The sequence below is a fragment of the Achromobacter sp. Marseille-Q4954 genome (assembly GCF_943737025.1).
Lineage (GTDB): Bacteria > Pseudomonadota > Gammaproteobacteria > Burkholderiales > Burkholderiaceae_B > Achromobacter > Achromobacter bronchisepticus_A.
Map to the genome: position 1 here is coordinate 199,950 of NZ_CALSFQ010000005.1, position 16,560 is coordinate 216,509.

Sequence of the window (16,560 nt, forward strand, 5' to 3'; positions counted from 1 at the left end):
GAGGCCTGCTCAAAGTCGGGTTGGAAGAAGGGTTGTTCGCCGAATTGTAGAGGGAACAGGGGGACGCAAGCAAATGTCTTATATCTTATATAAGACTTGGGTCCATAGCTGTTGCTTAAGGGCGACGGGCCGGTGCGCCCGGGGCGACGCCGGGAAGGCCGGCGGGCGGCGCCGGCCGGGAGCGTTCCGTCAGAGCGGCTTAGCGCGGCCCGGCGTCGTACACCACGCCCACCCGGGCGAAATTGCCGCCGTACTGCTTGACGTCGACCTGGAACGGCGCGCTTTCCTCCGGCTTGAGCCTGGGCAGCCGCAATTCCTGGAAAACCGCGCCGGTCAGCTTGTCCTGGGCGTCGTACAGGCTGATCCAGACCTTGACGTTCTCGACCTCGGCCTGGCTGTCGTTGCGCACGCGGCCGTGCACGGTCACGTACTTGTAGCGGAAGCGGTAGCTGAAGTTCAGGGTGCCGGTGCCGACCTGGGCCTCGGTGTTCTCGACCGTGATCGCCAGCTTGGGGCGGGGGCCGGGCAGCGCGGCGCGCTTGGCGGGCAGCCAGTCGGTCTTGACCTCGGTGTAGCGGTCGACGCGGCCGGTCAGCGCCACCGGCACGCGTTCGCCGGGGTACAGGCGCGCCGGCAGGCTCCAGGCCTGGCGCAGGTCCAGCCGGTTGGAACCATCGAACACCGCGATGTTGGCCTTGGGCGACAGGGCGACGAACTGGTCGCTGGTGTTGACCAGTTCGGCATACAAGACCGGACGCTCGATCTCGTCGAGCAGGCGGCGCGGCGCGGACAGCTTGAGCGCGCTGGCGTCGAACAGGGCGAAGTCCGGATCCAGCAGCTCCTCGGTGGTCAGGCGCACGTGTTCGATGATTCGAGCGTCGGCCGGGCTGACGCGCACGATGCGGCTGGGGAGCGCTTCCTCCTTGGACGCGCCTGGCGAGGTGGCGTGGCTTTCGCTTTGCACCATGTAATCGTAGGAGGCGACCCGGCCCTCGGCCAGCATCTCGCAGCGCACGTCGAAGGAGGTCAGCGCGTTTGGCGCCAGCGGGCTGGCGGCGCCGTAGCCATTGCCGGTGCCGATCAGCTTGCCATCCTCGCCGTACAGCATCACCGTGATCTGGCTGCTGTTGGCGGCGGTGGCGCCGTTGTTCTTCAAGAGACCGACCAGGCGATATGTGCCGTCGTTGCGCACCAGCTGTATCTTGCTGGCGGCCACGTCGTTGTTCTTGTCCCGCGCCAGCGTCGGCTGCGAGACCTGCAGCGTATAGCGGCTATAGGCCTGGCTGGGGGTGGAGATGATGACGGGCGTGTACTCGCCCGGCTGCAGCGAACGCGCCGGCGCCGAGCCGGAGTTCGACGGCAGCGACAGGTCGCCCTGGAAGAATGAGGCCGTGACGCGCGGCACGTCGATCTTCTTGCCGGTCTCGTTGCGCATGATCATGACCAGCTGCGTGCGGTCGCGGACCCGGATCTCCTGCACGTCCGTCAGCTTGACCAGCGACGCGTCGATGGGAGGCGGCGCCGGCGGCTGCCGCGTGATGGTCGGCTTGGAACCGAGCATGGAGGCGACCAGCGGGACCACGAACACGGCGGCGACGGCGACCGCGATCGCCGCGATGGCGCGCGGACCGAGCTGCGGCTTGGGAGCCGGCTGCTGCATCCCGCGCAGGATCTTCTCCAGCCGCTGGGCGACGTTGTCTTCGACCAGCGTGACCGCATGGCAATGGCTGCAGCGGTATTCGTTGGTGTCCAGCTTGGTGAATTGGGCGCTGCCGCAGGTCGAGCAGGTCAGCGTCACCGTGTTGATCGTGGTCTGTTTGGGCGTCATTCTCGCAGCCGTGCGCGCCGTATCCAGACGGCGCGGCGGACGGCGCGGCGGGAGCAAGGCGCAAGGGATTTACAGGGCGGCAAGGATAGCGGCAGGGCGCGCCAGTCATGGTGCACGAGCGCATCCAGTTGTGACAAAGTGTGTGGCCGAGCGTCCCGGTGCTATGATCGCCGGCGGAAAAAACCGATCCGAAACCCCTAACGCTGTTCCCCGTCGATCCGCTCCCGCGCCGCGCAACGCGCCGCCCCGGGCAGAGCCGAGGCAGGTCAGGCTCTCCCATTAGCATGAGCATTTCCCAATATTTGCTGTTTCTCGCCTGCGTGGCGCTCGCCACCTATGCGCAGACCATGACGGGCTTCGCCTTCGGGCTGGTGCTGTTGGGCCTGTCGGGCGTGTTCCAGCTGGCTTCCGTATCCGAAGTGGCCAACGTGGTCAGCGTGCTTTCGCTGGTGAACGCGGCCGTGACGCTGGCGCGCGCCAAGCCGCAGGTGAACTGGTCGCTGATGCGGCCCGCGATGGCCAGCAGCCTGGTCGGCGTGGGGGCGGGGGTGGCCGCGCTGGCCTGGATCAGCGGCTCCATGGGCGTGCTGCTGCAATTGCTGTTGGGCTGTACCATCCTGGGCTGCGCGGTGCTGCTGATCGCCCGCGCGCAGCCGCTGTCGCAAGTGTCCTCGCGCGGTTCGTTCGTGTTCTTCGGCGCGATTTCGGGCGTGCTCGGCGGACTGTTTTCCAGCGCGGGGCCGCCCATGGTCTATCACCTGTACCGCCAGCCCCTGCCGCTGGCCGCCATCCGCAACAGCCTGCTGATTCTGTTTTCGCTCAATGCGATCGTGCGCCTGGCGCTCGTGACCGGGCAGGGGGCCTTCATGGCCTCGTCGTTCTGGTTGAGCCTGCTGGCCTTGCCGATTGTGATCGGCGTCACCTGGGTGGCGCGCCGCTACAGCACGGCCGGCTCGATGAAGACCGTCAAGCGCATGGTGTTCGTGCTGTTGCTGGCGGCCGGCATGGGCTTGATCGTGCCGGCTTTCAAGGCGCTCGCGGCGGGCTAGCCGCGAGTCCGTCGCATGGACCGCGCGGCGTCAGCCGCGTTCGCCGGTGATGTAGCGTTCGAGCTCGTGGATGATGAACTTCTGTTCGCTCATCACGTCCTTGACCAGGTCGCCGATGGAAAGCAGGCCGACCAGCTTGCCGTCCTCGATGACAGGCAGATGACGGAAGTGGCGCTCCGTCATCATTGCCATGCAGTGTTCGCGCGTGTCCGCGCGGCTGACGTAATAGACGGAATCGGTCATGATGTCGCGCACTTTCGTGGTGCGCGAGGAGCGGTCCTGCAGCACGATCTTGCGGGCGTAGTCGCGCTCGGTCAGCATGCCCAGCACCGCGTCGCCCTGGACCACCACCACGGCGCCGATGCTGCGTTCCGCCATGATTTTGACGGCTTCGAAAACCGACGCGTCGGGCGAAACCGTCACGACGGAATGATTGGCTTTTTCCCTGAGTATCTCAGCAACTGTCTTCACGATGCGCTCCCGGATCGCTGGTGAGGATAAAACCCATGCTCCATCCTAAGCCTGGCGGCCGTGTTGCCGCAAGCGGCGCGCTTATTTCGCGTTCTTGTCCCGGAACGCCTGGCTGGCCATTTCGCGCAGGTTGCGCGTGGCGCTGCGTTCGGTCGCGGGGTTCCATGCCATCGAAATGCCGATCGTTGCATCCGCGGGAAAATCGGCCAGCGTCTTGTAGACGACGTTGGTGCCGGGCAGGCGCCGCCCGCCCGCGGGCACCAGGGCCACGCCCAGGCCGCTTTCCACCAGGCTGAGCAGCGTCTGTACCTGCACCGCTTCCTGCGTGATGCGGGGCGTGAAGCCGCGCAGCTGGCAGGCGTTGATGGCGGCCATGCGCAGGCCGGCAGCCTCGGTGGCGGTGTACATGATGAAGGCTTCGTCGGCCAGGTCCGCCAGGCGGATGCGGCCGCGCCGCGCCAGCGGATGCGTCTTGGGCACGGCCAGCGCGAAGTTCTCGGTCGTCAGCGGCGCGAGCCGCACGTTCGATCCCATCGCCACCGGCACGCGCACGATGCCGATCTCCAGCGTGTCTTCTTCGAGTTCCTGCATGATGCGTATGGAAGTGGCTTCGCGCAGCACCACGGTGACGCCGGGATAGCGTTGCCGGTACTGCGGCAGAATGCGCGGCAGCACGCCGTGCGTGGCCGACCCCACGAAACCGATGCGCACGGTGCCGCCTTCGCCCGCGGCGCCGGCGCGCGCCGCCTGCCGGAACTGCTCGGCGTGGAACAGGGCGCGGCGCGCCTCGTCCAGCGCGGCCAGGCCCGCCTCGGTGAGTTTCACGCCCTGGCGGCCGCGCAGGAACAGCGGCACGCCCACCATCTCTTCGAGCTTGCGTATCGAGACGGACAGGGGCGGCTGCGACATGTGCAGTTTTTCGGCCGCGCGGTGGAAATTCAGCGTTTCGGCCAGGACCAGGAACTGCTGCAGATGACGGAAATCCATGGGGGCGCTCCGGATGGCGTTGGGCATGGATGATATGAAGTTCGTATCAATGGGGATATTGGTGCTATCCCTTCGGTATCGGGCGTTCAGGCCGCGCATGCCCCGGGCACAAGACGGCGGCGGTATGATGGAACGCATTACAAGGAGGAAACACCATGAATGAAGTCATCGTCGCTTCCGCAGTCCGTACCGCCATCGGCGATTTCGGGGGCGCGCTGAAAGACGTGCCGCCCTGCGACCTGGGCGCCACCGTCATCAAGGCCGCGCTGGAACGCGCCGCCGTCAAGGGCGACGAGGTCGGCCACGTCGCCGTGGGCCACGTCATCAACACCGAGCCGCGCGACATGTACCTGTCGCGCGTGGCGGCCATGAACGCCGGCATCGCCAAGGAAACCCCCGCTTTCAACGTCAACCGCCTTTGCGGTTCGGGCCTGCAGGCCATCGTGTCCGCCGCGCAGACCATCATGCTGGGTGACGCCGAAATCGCCATCGGCGCAGGCGCTGAAAGCATGAGCCGCGCACCCTACATCGCGCCGGCGCAGCGCTGGGGCGCGCGCATGGGCGACAGCGTCATGCTGGACATGATGACCGGCGCGCTGTCGGATCCGTTCGGCCGCATGCACATGGGCGTCACCGCCGAGAACGTGGCGGCCAAGTTCGGCATCAGCCGCCAGGACCAGGACGCCGTGGCGGCGGAATCGCATCGCCGCGCCGCGGCCGCCATCGACGCGGGCTACTTCCGCGACCAGATCGTGCCGGTGGTGATGAAGTCGCGCAAGGGCGAAGTGGTGTTCGACACTGACGAACACGTGCGCCGCGACGTCACGGCAGAAAACCTCGCGGGCTTGAAGCCGGTGTTCCAGAAGGAAAACGGCACGGTCACGGCGGGCAACGCCTCGGGCCTGAACGACGGCGCGGGCGCCGTGGTGCTGATGAACGCCTCGGTCGCGGCCAAGCGCGGCGTCAAGCCGCTGGCGCGCCTGGTGGCCTACGCCCACGCGGGCGTGGACCCCAACATCATGGGCATCGGTCCGGTGCCGGCCACGCAGGCCGCGCTCAAGCGCGCCGGCCTGACGGTGGACCAGCTGGACGTGATCGAAGCCAACGAAGCGTTCGCGGCGCAAGCCTGCGCGGTGTCGCGCGAGCTGAAGCTGGATCCGGCCAAGGTGAACCCCAACGGCAGCGGCATCGGCCTGGGCCACCCCATCGGCGCCACCGGCGCGATCATCACCGTCAAGGCGCTGCACGAACTGCAGCGCGTGGGCGGGCGCTATGCGCTGGTCACCATGTGCATCGGCGGCGGCCAGGGCATTGCCGCCATCTTCGAACGGATCTGAAGCGGCAGGGGGCGCCTTGGGGCGCCCAGCCGCTAGTCAGCCCCCTCGCTGCGCGAGGGGGCTTTATTTTTCCAGGTAATCCTGGGCCCACGCCTGGCACTCGGCGCGCAGCAGCGCGCCCATCTGCGCCCGCCGCGGCGCGTCCAGCCGGCTGCTGATCGCGCCGAAGCTGAATGCCACCCAGGTCAGTTCCGACACCCGGAATGCCACGCCCACGCCCGACACGCCGGGCGTGATGGTGTCCACGATTTCCGAATAGCGCGCTGCGCGCGCCTGCCTGACCGATTTCATCAAGCCGGCGCTGGATGCGCCGATCTGCGCGTAGGCGGCGGAGTGCCGCGCGTACAGCGCGGCGATTTCCTCGTCGGACAGGGCGGCCATCAGCGCCAGGCCGCCCGCGCCCACGCCCAAAAGACGCCGCTCCCCCTGGTCGATGGTGAATACCTTGACGGGGAATGAGCCAGCCTCGCGCAGCAGGCACAGGGCGTAGTCGCCCTGGCGTATCACCAGGAATACCGTGTCGCCCGACAGGCGCGCGAGCTTTTGCGCGAACGGACGCAACGCGTCCAGGAGCGGCGTGCGCCGCAGCGCCGCGAATCCCAATTGCATGGAATCCACGCCCAGGCGGTAGCGCCGGGTCTTGGCGTCGCGCTCGGCGAATTGTTCTTCCAGCAGGCAACTGAGCAGGCGGTGCGCGGTGGAGCGTTCCAGCCCGGCCTCGGCCATGACGCCCTGCAGGTCTATGCCGTCTTCCTGGTGCTGCGCCAGTACGCGCAGCAGGCCCAGGGCGCGCCGCATGCTCTGGGTACCGCCTGTAGAACCGCTGTTGTTCATAATATGGGAAATAATGATCGAATATTTTGTATTTTAGGATTCAAGGTGCGTTAATTCAATCCAGTCGACCGCGCCGCCTCTCAAGGCGCGGCAGAACAAGGATGAGGAGACCATGGAATACGCCACCCTGGCCGTCGAGCGGCACGACTCGGTATGCCGCATCAGCCTGGCGCGCGAATCCGCGCGCAATGCCCAAAGCCAGCAAATGCTGGACGAGCTGGATGACGCGTTGACGCGCGCCGAACAGGACGGCTCGGTGCGGGTCGTGGTGCTGGCCGGCCGCGGCGCGCACTTTTCCGCGGGCCATGACCTGAAGGAAGCCCAGGCCAAGCGCGCCGATTTCACGGTGGAGGAGCGCTGGGATTACGAGTCTCGCCGCTACTACGGTTATTGCATGCGCATCTGGGACTTTCCCAAGCCGACGGTGGCGCAAGTGCAGGGCGCCTGCGTGGCGGGCGGTTTCATGATTGCGAACATGTGCGATCTGGTGGTGTGTTCCGACACGGCGTACTTTTCCGATCCCGTCGGTCACACGTTGGCGGCCGCCGCCACCGAGGTCTTGATCCATCCCTGGGTCATGGGGCTGCGCAAGGCGAAGGAAATGCTCTACACCGGCGAAAAGGTGGATGCGCAGGAAGCGCTGCGCATCGGCATGGTGAACCGCGTGGTGCCCGAGTCCGAGCTGGACGCCGCGACCCTGGCGCTGGCGCAGCGCATCGCCCAGGCGCCGCCTTTCGGCCTGCGCCTTATCAAGCGCTCGTTGAACCGTACCGCGGACGCGCAGGGTTTCCGCACCGCCCTGTCGGCGCATTTCGATACGCACCAGCTGTCGCACATGAGCGAAGAGTTCCAGGCCGTGCGCGACCGCGGCTTGGCCCAGGCCATCCAGCGCAACAAGAAGGGTGAAGCCGCATGACCCTCTCTCTGGACCCTTTGCTCAACCCGCGCTCCATCGCGATGATCGGCGCCAGCGCCGACGCCGGACGCATCGGCGGCATGCCGCTGGACCTGCTGACGCGCTTCGGCTACGCGGGCGGCATCTATCCCGTGAATCCCAAGTACCAGGAAGTGTTCGGCCGCCGCTGCTGGCCCGACATCGAGTCCCTGCCCGAGCCCGTGGACCTCGCGGTGCTGGCCATCGCGGCGGCGGACGTCACGCCCATGCTGCGCCGTTGCCACGCAAAGGGCGTGCGCGCCGCCATCGTCTACGCGGCGGGATTTGCCGAAGCGGGCGGCGAGGGCGCGCGCCTGCAGGACGAGCTGGAGGCATTCGTGGCGGAAAGCGGCATGGCCGTGGCCGGTCCGAATTGCATGGGCTTCGCCAATCTGAACACGCAGGCCTACACGGCGTTCGCCTCGGTCTTCAAGACCGCGCCGGCGCAGACGGGGCCGGGCAAGGTCAGCCTGCTGACGCAGAGCGGCAACGTGTGCGCGGCGGTGTACGCGATCGCGCGCCGGCTGGACCTGCCGTTCTCGCATTTCATCAATACCGGCAACGAAGCCTGCCTGGATTTCTCGCAGTACCTGGAATACCTGGCGGCGGATCCGCAGACGGAAATCGTGCTGGGCTATATCGAGCAGCTGCGCGACGGCGACCGCTTCAAGCGCGCCTGCCGCGAGCTGGAGCGCCAGGGCAAGCTGCTGATTGCGCTGAAGGCCGGCACCACGGACAAGGGCGCGCAGGCGGTGCAGTCGCATACCTCGGCGCTGGCCGGGGACCGGCGCGTGTACGGGGCGGCCTTCCGCCAATTGAATGTGATCGAGGCCACCGATTTCGCGCAGATGGCGCATCTGGCCAGCCTGGCCACGCTGCGTCACCGCTCGGCGGGCAAGCGCGTCGCGGTGCTGACCATGTCGGGCGCGCTGGGCGCCATCCTGGCGGACAAGTTCATCGGCGCGGGGCTGGAGCTGCCCGATCTGCCGCCGGACCTGCAGGCGGTATTGCGCGGCGGGATTCCCGATTACGGCATGGTCGGCAATCCGGTGGACGTGACCGGCAACGTGGTCAACGATCCCGCGTTCGTGCACACCGTGCTGGAAGCGCTGGCCACCACCGATGCGATCGACGCCGTCGTCGTCTATGCGCCCGGCTACATGCTGGACCGCATGGCCGACGCGCTGACGGACGTGTCGCGCCGGCACCAGCGCCTGTTTGTCGCCATCGACACCGGCCTGGCCCAGAGCCGCGCAGCCTTGCGCGATGCCGAGGTGGCCGTGTTCGAGGACTTGGGTCTCGCGGTCGCGGCCCTGGCGCCTTACCTGCTGTGGTGCGAGGCGCGCGGCGTCAAGCGCATCGCGGCGGCGCCGCAACTGGACGCGCCAGCGGTGCCGGCCTTGCCCTGCAATGAAGCGGATGCGCGCGGATACGTGGCCGCTTTCGGACTGCCGCAAGCGCGGGTCAACGTGGCCGCGAACGCGGATGACGCCGTGGCGCAGGCGCGGGCGGCCGGATATCCGGTGGCCTTGAAGGTACTGAGCGCCGACATCGCGCACAAGACCGAGGCGGGAGGCGTGGCGCTGAACCTGTCCGACGACGACGCGGTGCGTCGCGCGTACGGCGAGGTGACGCGGGCGGCGGCCGCGGCGCAGCCGGGCGCGCGCATCGACGGCGTGATGGTGCAGAAGATGGAACGCGGCGTGGCCGAGATCATCGTCGGCGCCACGCGCGATCCGGTCTTCGGCCCGGTGCTGACCGTGGGGCTGGGCGGCGTGCTGACCGAGCTGTACCAGGACACCAGCCACCGCCTGTTGCCGGTGGACGAGGATATTGCGCTGCAAATGCTGCGGGAACTCAAGGCCTACGCGTTGTTGGACGGTTATCGCGGCAAGCCCCGGGCCGATGTGGCGGCCGCGTGCCGCAGCATCGTGGCCGTGGGCAATGCCTTGCTTGCCGCGCCCGCGCATGTGGCGGAAATCGAAGTCAATCCATTGCTGATCAAAGAGGCGGGACAGGGTGTTGCAGTACTGGACGCGCTGATCCTGCCCGCAACCCGTAGCGCCTAGCGCGCAATCCATCCCAGGAGGAGACAAGCATGATGAAGAGACTATTGGCCGGCGTCGCGCTGGCTTGCATCGGCGTCACGGGTCCGGCCATGGCCCAGGACAGCTATCCCAACCGCCCGATACGCATCGTGGTGCCGTTCTCGCCCGGCGGCGCGACCGACATCATGAGCCGCCTGCTGGCGGAAAAGCTCAGCGGCAAGCTGGGCCAGCCGGTAATCGTGGAAAACAAGCCGGGTGGCGGCACCATGATCGCGTCCGACTACGTCTCGCGCGCCGAGCCCGACGGCTATACCTTGCTGATGGCGGCGTCGTCGCTGGGCATCGCGCCCAGCATCTACGCCAAGGTGAACTACGACCCGATCAAGGACTTCGCGCCCATCAGCCAGGTGGCCTCGGTGGTGCACGTGCTGGAAGTCCATCCCTCGGTGCCGGCCAAGAACGTGGGCGAGCTGATCGCCTACCTGAAGGCGAATCCGGGCAAGGTCAGCTACGGCTCGGTCGGAACGGGCAGTTCGACCCATCTGGAAGCTGAACTCTTCAACAGCATGGCGGGCGTGCAGATGACGCATATCCCGTACAAGGGCAGCGCGCCGGCGCTCAACGATCTGGTGGCGGGTCGCCTGCAGGTCATGTTCGACGCCTGGGCCTCGTCCGGGCCCTTTGTGAAGGACGGCAAGCTGCGCGTGCTGGCCGTGACCACCGCCCAGCCCTCGGCCTCGGTGCCGGACCTGCCGACCGTCGCGGCTTCGGGCCTGCCGGGCTATTCGGCCATGCCCTGGCTGGGCCTGGTGGCGCCGGCGCGCACGCGGCAGCCGGTAGTGGACAAGATCTACAGCAACCTGGCGCAGATCCTGCAACAGCCCGACGTCAAGGCGCAGTTCACGGGCCTGGGGCTGGACATCATCGGCAGCGACCCCAAGACCTTCGCCGCTTTCATCCGCCAGGACGTGACCACCTGGGCCAAGGTCGCGCGCGATTCGAACATCCGCCTGGAGTAATGGCATGACGCAGTTGGAAAGCGCCGCGCGGGAAGACGAGGCGTTCCGCCTGGACCTGCGCGGCTGGCTGGCAGCGGCCTACGCCGGTTTCGTCAAGGACTGGCCGGGCGGGGCCGAGCCGCGCAGCCTCGATTTCCGGCGGGCATGGGAAGACACCCTGTGCGCCAACGGCTGGTCCGGTTTGGGCTGGCCCAAGGAGCACGGGGGGCGCGCCCTGCCGCTGTCGCGGCAGGCGGTGTTTCACGAAGAGCACGCGCGCTGCGGCGCGCCGCTGGGCGTGAACCTGATCGGGCACGGCATCCTGGCGCCGACCCTGCTGCATTTCGGCACCGAGGCGCAGAAGCGCCGCTTTCTGCCCGGCATCCTGTCGAACCGCGAGGTCTGGTGCCAGGGTTATTCGGAACCGGGCGCAGGTTCGGACCTGGCGGCGGTGCGCACGCGGGCGGAGGCTGCGCCCGGCGGCTATCGCTTGAACGGCCACAAGATCTGGACCTCGTTCGCCGACCGTGCGCAGTGGTGCTTCGTGCTGGCGCGCACCGATGCGCGGGCGCCCAAGCACAAGGGGCTGAGCTTCCTGCTGGTCGACATGCGCAGCGCGGGCGTGCGGGTCGAGCCCATCCGGCAGATCACGGGCGAGGCCGAATTCTGCGAGGTGTTCTTCGAGGATGTGTTCGTGCCTGAAGACTGTCTCTTGGGCGCGCCGAACCAGGGCTGGAAGATCGCCATGGCAGCGGCCAGCTTCGAGCGCGGCACCTACTTCATCCCGCGGCTGGTGCGCTTCGCGCAGGAACTGCGCCAGGTGCGCGAACTGGCGTTGCGCGCCGATGCCTACGGCCACGTGCCGGCGTCTTCGGCCGCGGTGCGCCATCAGTGGGCGCGGCTTGCGGCCGACAGCCACGTGCTGGCGCTGAAGTCGCAGCGCGCGCTGGCGGGCGCGATGCGCGGCGATCCGCCGGGGCCGGAGGGGTCGTCCACCAAGATCCATTGGAGCGAGGCGCATCAGCGGCTGCTGGAACTGTCGCTGCAACTGCTGGGCGAGGATGCCTGCCTGGCGGACGACGCGAGCGACGCGCATGCCGCCGAACTGACGCACGCCTACCTGTGGTCGCGCGCCGAAACCATATTGGCCGGCACCTCCGAAATCCAGCGCAATATCATTGCCGAGCAGATGCTCGGCCTGCCCAAGGCTTGAACCTCATGGATCTGCATCCGACCGAAGACCAGCGCATGCTGGATGACGCGGCCCGGCGTTTTCTGGCCGACCGCCATCCGCCAGCCGCGGCCCGCGCCGCGGCCGGCAAACCCTATGAAGCGCGTCTGGCGCAATGGCGCGAAATCGCCGCCCAGGGCTGGCCGGCGCTGTTGGCGCCGGCCGGGCAGGACGGGCTGGGGCTGGGCATGCGCGAAGCCTGGATCGTGGCCGAAGCCGCCGGGCGGCACCTGTTGAGCCTGCCGCTGGCGGCCAACATGACGGTGCTGCCGACGCTGTGCGCGGCGGGGCCGGCCGCGCAATGGGCCTTCCCCGTGATGACGGGCGATACCTACTTTGCCGACGCCGCCGTCCGCCCCGATGGATCGGTCTTCATCGAAGGCGCGGGTGAGGGCGTGCGCGCCCTGGCCGTGCGGCGCTTGAACGCCACCGCCCTGCGCCTGGAGGCGCTGGCGCCCGCGTCCGGCGAGGCGCGGCTGGATCCCACCATGCCAGTGGCGCGCGTGGCCCGCCCGCAAGTGCTGGAGAGCGTCGACCTGGAGGTCGAGGCGGGAACCTGGGAGCGGCTGCGCACCCGCCTGCGACTGTTGCGTTCGGCCGAACTGCTGGGCGCGGCCTCGGCCGCGCTGGACATGGCGGCGGGCCATGCGCGCGAACGCCGCCAATTCGACCGCGCCATCGGCGCCAACCAGGCGATCAAGCATCGGCTGGCGGAAGACTGGATGGCCCTGGACGACGCCAGGCTGGCGGGAGTGGCGGCGGTTGCGGCGCATGACGCGGGCGCCGCCTCGGCGGAACGCGACAGCCTGTTCGCGCCATTGCTTGCGGTGGAGGCGGGCAGGCGCGCGGCGCAGAACGCCATCCAGGTCCATGGCGCGTTGGGCGTCACCTGGGAGTGCGACGCGCACCTCTACCTGAAGCGGGTGCTGCGTCTGGCGGCCAGCCTGCAAGCCGAAACGTCCCGGGCGGAACTGCTGGAACGCATCTGGGAGAGCGGGGACGGCCGGCTGGCCGCCTGACGCATAGGCGGCGTCCGACCTACAATCGCCGCCATGCACAAATCGAACTTTCCTTCCGAGCTGGACCAGCCGACCCTGTCCGAGGTGGACGGCGTCCGCTATCTGCACTTCAACACCGTCTGGGTCCAGGGCGCCATGCGCATCAAGAACCCGTCGGAGCTGGTGCTTGAATACACCGCCCAGATGATGGCCTGGCTGCTGTTCCTGGAGCCGCCCAAGGACGAAGCCATCGGCATGCTCGGGCTGGGCGCCGGCTCGCTGGCGCGTTATTGCGTGAAGCACACGCGCAGCCCCTTGCTGGCGGTGGAATGGAATCCGCGCGTGACGGCGGCCTGCCATATGTTCTTCCGCCTGCCCGGCGCGAATCGTCTCGAAGTCGAACACGCCGACGCCGGCGCCTGGGTGGCCGATCCGCTCAACGCGGGGCGCTGCCCGGTGTTGATGGTGGACTTGTACGACGCCATGGCCGAGGGACCGGTGCGCGACAGCGTCAAGTTTTACCGCGACTGCCGCCGCGTGCTGGGCGAGGTCGGCGTGCTGGCCGTGAACCTGTTCGGCCGCCACGAGAGCTTCGGCAAGAACATCGACAACCTGTCCAAGGCCTTCGACGACCGCATCGTGCTGCTGCCCGAGGTCGAGGCGGGCAACCAGATCGTGCTGGCGTTCTCCGGCCCGCGCCTGGAAGTCACTCCCGCCGAGTTGCTGGCGCGGGCCGAGGTGGTCGAGGCCAAATACGGCTTGCCGGCGCGCCGCTGGGCCCGTTCGCTGACCCGCCACGCGGTCGACGGGGTGCTGCACTTCTGACGTCCCTCTCAATTTCTCCGGGGACAGATCGCAGGGCCTCCGCACGACGGGGGCCTTTTTTCTCTTAGGGTAGCCACCGACGCGCAAGGGGTTTCCTTTTTCCCGCATCCGGCTCTATCATGGCCTTATTCATAATTATGAATTACGGTGCAGTCCTGGCCGCTGAACCATGACCCTACCCATCGTCCGGCAAGCCCTCTACCTGGAAGTCGCGGACCGCCTGCGCGGCATGATCCACGCGCGTTCCCTGCGCAACGGCGAATGGATCGACGAATTGCGCCTGGCGGGCGAGCTGGGCATCTCCCGCACCCCCTTGCGCGAGGCGCTCAAGGTGCTGGCCACCGAAGGGCTGGTGCGGTTGGAGCCGCGCCGCGGCTGTTTCGTCAATGAGCTCTCGGCGCAAGACCTGGAAGACATCTTTCCGCTGATGGCCATGCTGGAAGGGCGCTGCGCCTTCGAGGCCGCGCGCAAGGCCAGCGATGCCCAACTCGCCGAGCTGGAACCCCTGCACGCGGCGCTGGCGGGCCATGCCCAGGCCGGCCGCATCGACGCCTATTACAAGACCAACTACCTGATCCACGAAGCAGTGCAGGCTCTGGCCGGCAACCAATGGCTGTCGGACATGGTGGGCAATCTGCGCAAGGTGCTGAGCCTGTCGCGCCACCGCAGCCTGTCGCACCCCGGCCGCATCCAGCAGTCCTGCGCCGAGCACCTGGCCATATTCGACGCGCTCAAGGCGCACGACAGCGAGGCCGCGCAGGCGCTCGCGCACAACCACCTGATGCGGCAGCTGGAAGCGCTGCGCGCATTGAGCCATGCGGATGCCGCCGATGCGGCGCCGTCCGATCCCATCGTCATCGAGGAGCCCGCCCATGTCCGCACCCGCCAATCTCGCGCCCGCGCGCGGCGCACGCACGCCTGAGCCCGAGGCCGATACCGTCGATGCGGCGGCCGTCGACGCGGCGGCCGTTGCTGAAAGCGCGGGTCTGATGTCCCGCCTGGGCAAGCTGTGGGAACGCGGCCGACTGCCCAGCGAATCCGAAATACGGCGGCTGTTCGAGGCTCGCCTGACCGACGTGGCCGCCAACAAGCTGGCCCGCCGCTGGTGCGAGCAGTACAGCGCCGCAGACGGCAAGGACCGCCGGCTGATGTTGACCGCGCTGGCGCAGGCGCGCGGCAGCTACGCTGGCGAAGGCGGCGAGGGCGTGCGCCTCTTCAAGCGTTTCAATGCGCAGCCCCAGGGCCTGCGCTTCCTGGTCGAGCTGCGCGCGGACATGCTGCGCTGGCGCAAGCAGGTGGCGGGCATCCAGATGCTGGACAAGGACCTGGAAGGCCTGCTGTCCGCCTGGTTCGACGTGGGCCTCTTGGAGCTGCGGCCGCTGACCTGGGATTCGCCGGCGTCGCTGCTGGAGAAGCTGATTCTCTACGAAGCCGTGCACGAGATCACCTCCTGGGACGACTTGCGCCGCCGCGTTTCGCCGGACCGCCGCTGCTACGCCTATTTCCATCCGCAGATGCCGGGCGTGCCGCTCATCTTCGTGGAAGTGGCCTTCGCCAGCCAGATGGCCGACAACGTGCAGGTGCTGCTGGACAGCACCTTGCCGCCGCAGGATCTGGACAAGGCGCGCTGGGCCATCTTCTATTCCATCTCCAACACGCAGCCCGGCCTGAAGGGCATCAGCTTCGGCAACTTCCTGCTCAAGCGCGTGGTGGAGCAGCTGCTGCATGAACTGCCCAAGCTGAAGTCCTTCGCCACGCTGTCGCCCATCCCGGGCTTCGCCGACTGGCTGGCCAAGCTGGACGCCGAGGCGGTAGAGGCCATCGTGCGCGAGGACAAGGTGCGCGCCAAGTCGCGCAAGCGCGAGGGCGTGCCCGACGGCCGGCGCTGGGTTGCGCGCCTGGCCAAGGCGGCCCAGGGCAAGGCCGCGGACGTGGTCAAGCGCGCGGGTTTCCGCCTGACGGCCAATTACCTGCAGTCCATGAAGAACGGCATGCCGGTGGACGCGGTGGCGCGCTTCCATCTGGGCAACGGCGCGCGCATCGAGCGGCTCAACTGGGCCGCCGATACCTCGCCCAAGGGGCTCAAGCAGTCCTGCGGCCTGATGGTGAACTACCTTTACGACCTCGACGAGCTGGACGACAACCTGGCCCTGCTGGGCGAGGGCAAGCCCCAGGTCAGCCGCGGCGTGGGACGCGTGGGATAAACGCCGCGCGCGGCGCAACAACATAAGAAAGAGGGCAGGAGACATGACGGACAACGTGGCCGGCCGCGTGCTGCTGGAACGCGAGGGCGATCTGGCCCGGGTGACGCTATCGCACCCGGGGCGCCTGAATGCGATCACCGTGGGCATGTGGCATGAACTGCGGGACGTGTTCGGCCGCATCGCGCAGGACGACGCGGTGCGCTGCGTGATCGTGCGCGGCGAGGGCGGCAATTTCGCCGCCGGCGCCGACATCCGCGAATTCCCCGCGCAGCGCGGCGACATGGCCGGCGTGCAGCGCTACCACCGCGAGGTACTGGCGCCTGCCTTGCAGGCGGTGGCCTTGTGCCCGCAGCCCGTGGTGGCGCAGATCGAAGGCGTGTGCGTGGGCGGCGGCCTGGAAATAGCCAGCCAGTGCGATCTGCGGATCGCTGGAGAATCCGCGCGTTTCGGCGTGCCGATCAACCGCCTGGGATTTCCCATGGCGCCTGACGAAATGAGCGGCCTGCTGGCCTTGGTCGGACGCGCCGCCACCCTGGCGATACTGCTCGAAGGCCGCGTGTTCGGCGCCGCCGAGGCTCGCGAACTGGGCTTGTTGACGCGCATTGTTCCCGACGATCAGGTGGCCGACGCGGCCAAACGCAGCGCCGAGCGCATCGCGGCGGGCGCGCCGCTGGCGGCCCGCATCAACAAGCGCCTGTCGCGCAGGCTCGCCGCGGGCGGCGCCTTGACCGAAGACGAATACCAGGATTATTTCTCGTACGCCGACAGCCGGGACCACAAGGAGGGCGTGCGCGCTTTCCTGGCCGGCGTGGACCC

Annotated in this window: 15 protein-coding genes; 11 read left to right on the forward strand and 4 right to left on the reverse strand. The window is 68.0% G+C overall.

What is annotated here, in order from left to right:
- Positions 1-199: 199 nt before the first annotated feature.
- Positions 200-1,828 carry an FxLYD domain-containing protein gene (locus NGK62_RS31840; protein ID WP_251882061.1) on the reverse strand — a complete coding sequence of 543 codons (1,629 nt, stop codon included), beginning with the start codon at positions 1,826-1,828 and terminating at the stop codon, positions 200-202.
- Positions 1,829-2,112: 284 nt separating this feature from the next.
- Between NGK62_RS31840 and NGK62_RS31845 the strand changes: the two genes are divergently transcribed.
- On the forward strand, positions 2,113-2,877 hold the full coding sequence (locus NGK62_RS31845; RefSeq protein ID WP_251882063.1) for a sulfite exporter TauE/SafE family protein: 765 nt from the start codon (positions 2,113-2,115) through the stop codon (positions 2,875-2,877).
- Positions 2,878-2,907: 30 nt separating this feature from the next.
- On the opposite strand, the gene NGK62_RS31850 is transcribed toward NGK62_RS31845, so the two are convergent.
- Both NGK62_RS31850 and NGK62_RS31855 read right to left on the reverse strand, forming a co-directional pair.
- Complete coding sequence (locus tag NGK62_RS31850; RefSeq protein ID WP_059372318.1) at positions 2,908-3,348, reverse strand: CBS domain-containing protein; 441 nt, start codon at positions 3,346-3,348, stop codon at positions 2,908-2,910.
- Between the two features lie 81 nt (positions 3,349-3,429).
- Positions 3,430-4,335, reverse strand: a complete 906-nt coding sequence (locus tag NGK62_RS31855) for a LysR family transcriptional regulator (RefSeq protein WP_059372321.1) — start codon at positions 4,333-4,335, stop codon at positions 3,430-3,432.
- A gap of 155 nt (positions 4,336-4,490) precedes the next feature.
- On the opposite strand from NGK62_RS31855, the gene bktB reads away from it, so the two are divergent.
- Positions 4,491-5,672 (forward strand): beta-ketothiolase BktB, encoded by a 1,182-nt coding sequence (bktB, locus tag NGK62_RS31860; RefSeq protein WP_054452951.1) that lies wholly within the window; start codon positions 4,491-4,493, stop codon positions 5,670-5,672.
- Positions 5,673-5,735: 63 nt separating this feature from the next.
- Here the strand turns inward: bktB and NGK62_RS31865 are convergent, their stop codons facing one another.
- Entirely contained in the window at positions 5,736-6,506 is a 771-nt protein-coding gene (locus tag NGK62_RS31865) for an IclR family transcriptional regulator (RefSeq protein ID WP_502803586.1), read from the reverse strand.
- A 112-nt stretch (positions 6,507-6,618) separates the two neighbouring features.
- Here NGK62_RS31865 and NGK62_RS31870 point away from each other — a divergent pair, with 112 nt between their 5' ends.
- From NGK62_RS31870 to NGK62_RS31910, 9 genes are all read left to right on the forward strand, one after another.
- On the forward strand, positions 6,619-7,422 hold the full coding sequence (locus tag NGK62_RS31870) for an enoyl-CoA hydratase (protein WP_251882067.1): 804 nt from the start codon (positions 6,619-6,621) through the stop codon (positions 7,420-7,422).
- A complete protein-coding gene (locus NGK62_RS31875; protein ID WP_251882069.1) occupies positions 7,419-9,509 on the forward strand; it encodes an acetate--CoA ligase family protein in 2,091 nt (696 codons plus the stop codon). Before NGK62_RS31870 ends, NGK62_RS31875 begins: the two co-directional genes overlap by 4 nt.
- Positions 9,510-9,538: 29 nt before the next feature.
- Positions 9,539-10,507 carry a Bug family tripartite tricarboxylate transporter substrate binding protein gene (locus tag NGK62_RS31880; RefSeq protein ID WP_251882071.1) on the forward strand — a complete coding sequence of 323 codons (969 nt, stop codon included), beginning with the start codon at positions 9,539-9,541 and terminating at the stop codon, positions 10,505-10,507.
- 4 nt (positions 10,508-10,511) lie between these two features.
- Positions 10,512-11,699: an acyl-CoA dehydrogenase family protein gene (locus NGK62_RS31885; RefSeq protein ID WP_251882072.1), complete on the forward strand. Its 1,188-nt coding sequence runs from the start codon at positions 10,512-10,514 to the stop codon at positions 11,697-11,699.
- Positions 11,700-11,704: 5 nt separating this feature from the next.
- Positions 11,705-12,736, forward strand: a complete 1,032-nt coding sequence (locus NGK62_RS31890; RefSeq protein ID WP_251882074.1) for an acyl-CoA dehydrogenase family protein — start codon at positions 11,705-11,707, stop codon at positions 12,734-12,736.
- Between the two features lie 33 nt (positions 12,737-12,769).
- Positions 12,770-13,540 carry a class I SAM-dependent methyltransferase gene (locus NGK62_RS31895; protein ID WP_059372341.1) on the forward strand — a complete coding sequence of 257 codons (771 nt, stop codon included), beginning with the start codon at positions 12,770-12,772 and terminating at the stop codon, positions 13,538-13,540.
- Positions 13,541-13,709: 169 nt separating this feature from the next.
- Positions 13,710-14,462, forward strand: coding sequence for a GntR family transcriptional regulator (locus tag NGK62_RS31900; protein WP_251882076.1), 753 nt, complete (start codon positions 13,710-13,712; stop codon positions 14,460-14,462).
- Positions 14,413-15,744, forward strand: a complete 1,332-nt coding sequence (locus NGK62_RS31905) for a malonyl-CoA decarboxylase domain-containing protein (RefSeq protein ID WP_251882078.1) — start codon at positions 14,413-14,415, stop codon at positions 15,742-15,744. Before NGK62_RS31900 ends, NGK62_RS31905 begins: the two co-directional genes overlap by 50 nt.
- A gap of 43 nt (positions 15,745-15,787) precedes the next feature.
- Positions 15,788-16,560: enoyl-CoA hydratase/isomerase family protein (locus NGK62_RS31910; protein ID WP_251882079.1), on the forward strand; the 773-nt coding region annotated here is incomplete at its 3' end.

Coding starts and splice junctions, on each gene's coding strand:
- NGK62_RS31905 (WP_251882078.1), top strand. CDS start 14,413: ATGTCCGCACCCGCCAATCTCGCGCCCGCGCGCGGCGCACGCACGCCT.
- NGK62_RS31875 (WP_251882069.1), top strand. CDS start 7,419: ATGACCCTCTCTCTGGACCCTTTGCTCAACCCGCGCTCCATCGCGATG.
- NGK62_RS31900 (WP_251882076.1), top strand. CDS start 13,710: ATGACCCTACCCATCGTCCGGCAAGCCCTCTACCTGGAAGTCGCGGAC.
- NGK62_RS31895 (WP_059372341.1), top strand. CDS start 12,770: ATGCACAAATCGAACTTTCCTTCCGAGCTGGACCAGCCGACCCTGTCC.
- NGK62_RS31890 (WP_251882074.1), top strand. CDS start 11,705: ATGGATCTGCATCCGACCGAAGACCAGCGCATGCTGGATGACGCGGCC.
- bktB (WP_054452951.1), top strand. CDS start 4,491: ATGAATGAAGTCATCGTCGCTTCCGCAGTCCGTACCGCCATCGGCGAT.
- NGK62_RS31845 (WP_251882063.1), top strand. CDS start 2,113: ATGAGCATTTCCCAATATTTGCTGTTTCTCGCCTGCGTGGCGCTCGCC.
- NGK62_RS31885 (WP_251882072.1), top strand. CDS start 10,512: ATGACGCAGTTGGAAAGCGCCGCGCGGGAAGACGAGGCGTTCCGCCTG.
- NGK62_RS31855 (WP_059372321.1), bottom strand. CDS start 4,335: ATGGATTTCCGTCATCTGCAGCAGTTCCTGGTCCTGGCCGAAACGCTG.
- NGK62_RS31870 (WP_251882067.1), top strand. CDS start 6,619: ATGGAATACGCCACCCTGGCCGTCGAGCGGCACGACTCGGTATGCCGC.
- NGK62_RS31880 (WP_251882071.1), top strand. CDS start 9,539: ATGATGAAGAGACTATTGGCCGGCGTCGCGCTGGCTTGCATCGGCGTC.
- NGK62_RS31840 (WP_251882061.1), bottom strand. CDS start 1,828: ATGACGCCCAAACAGACCACGATCAACACGGTGACGCTGACCTGCTCG.
- NGK62_RS31865 (WP_502803586.1), bottom strand. CDS start 6,506: ATGAACAACAGCGGTTCTACAGGCGGTACCCAGAGCATGCGGCGCGCC.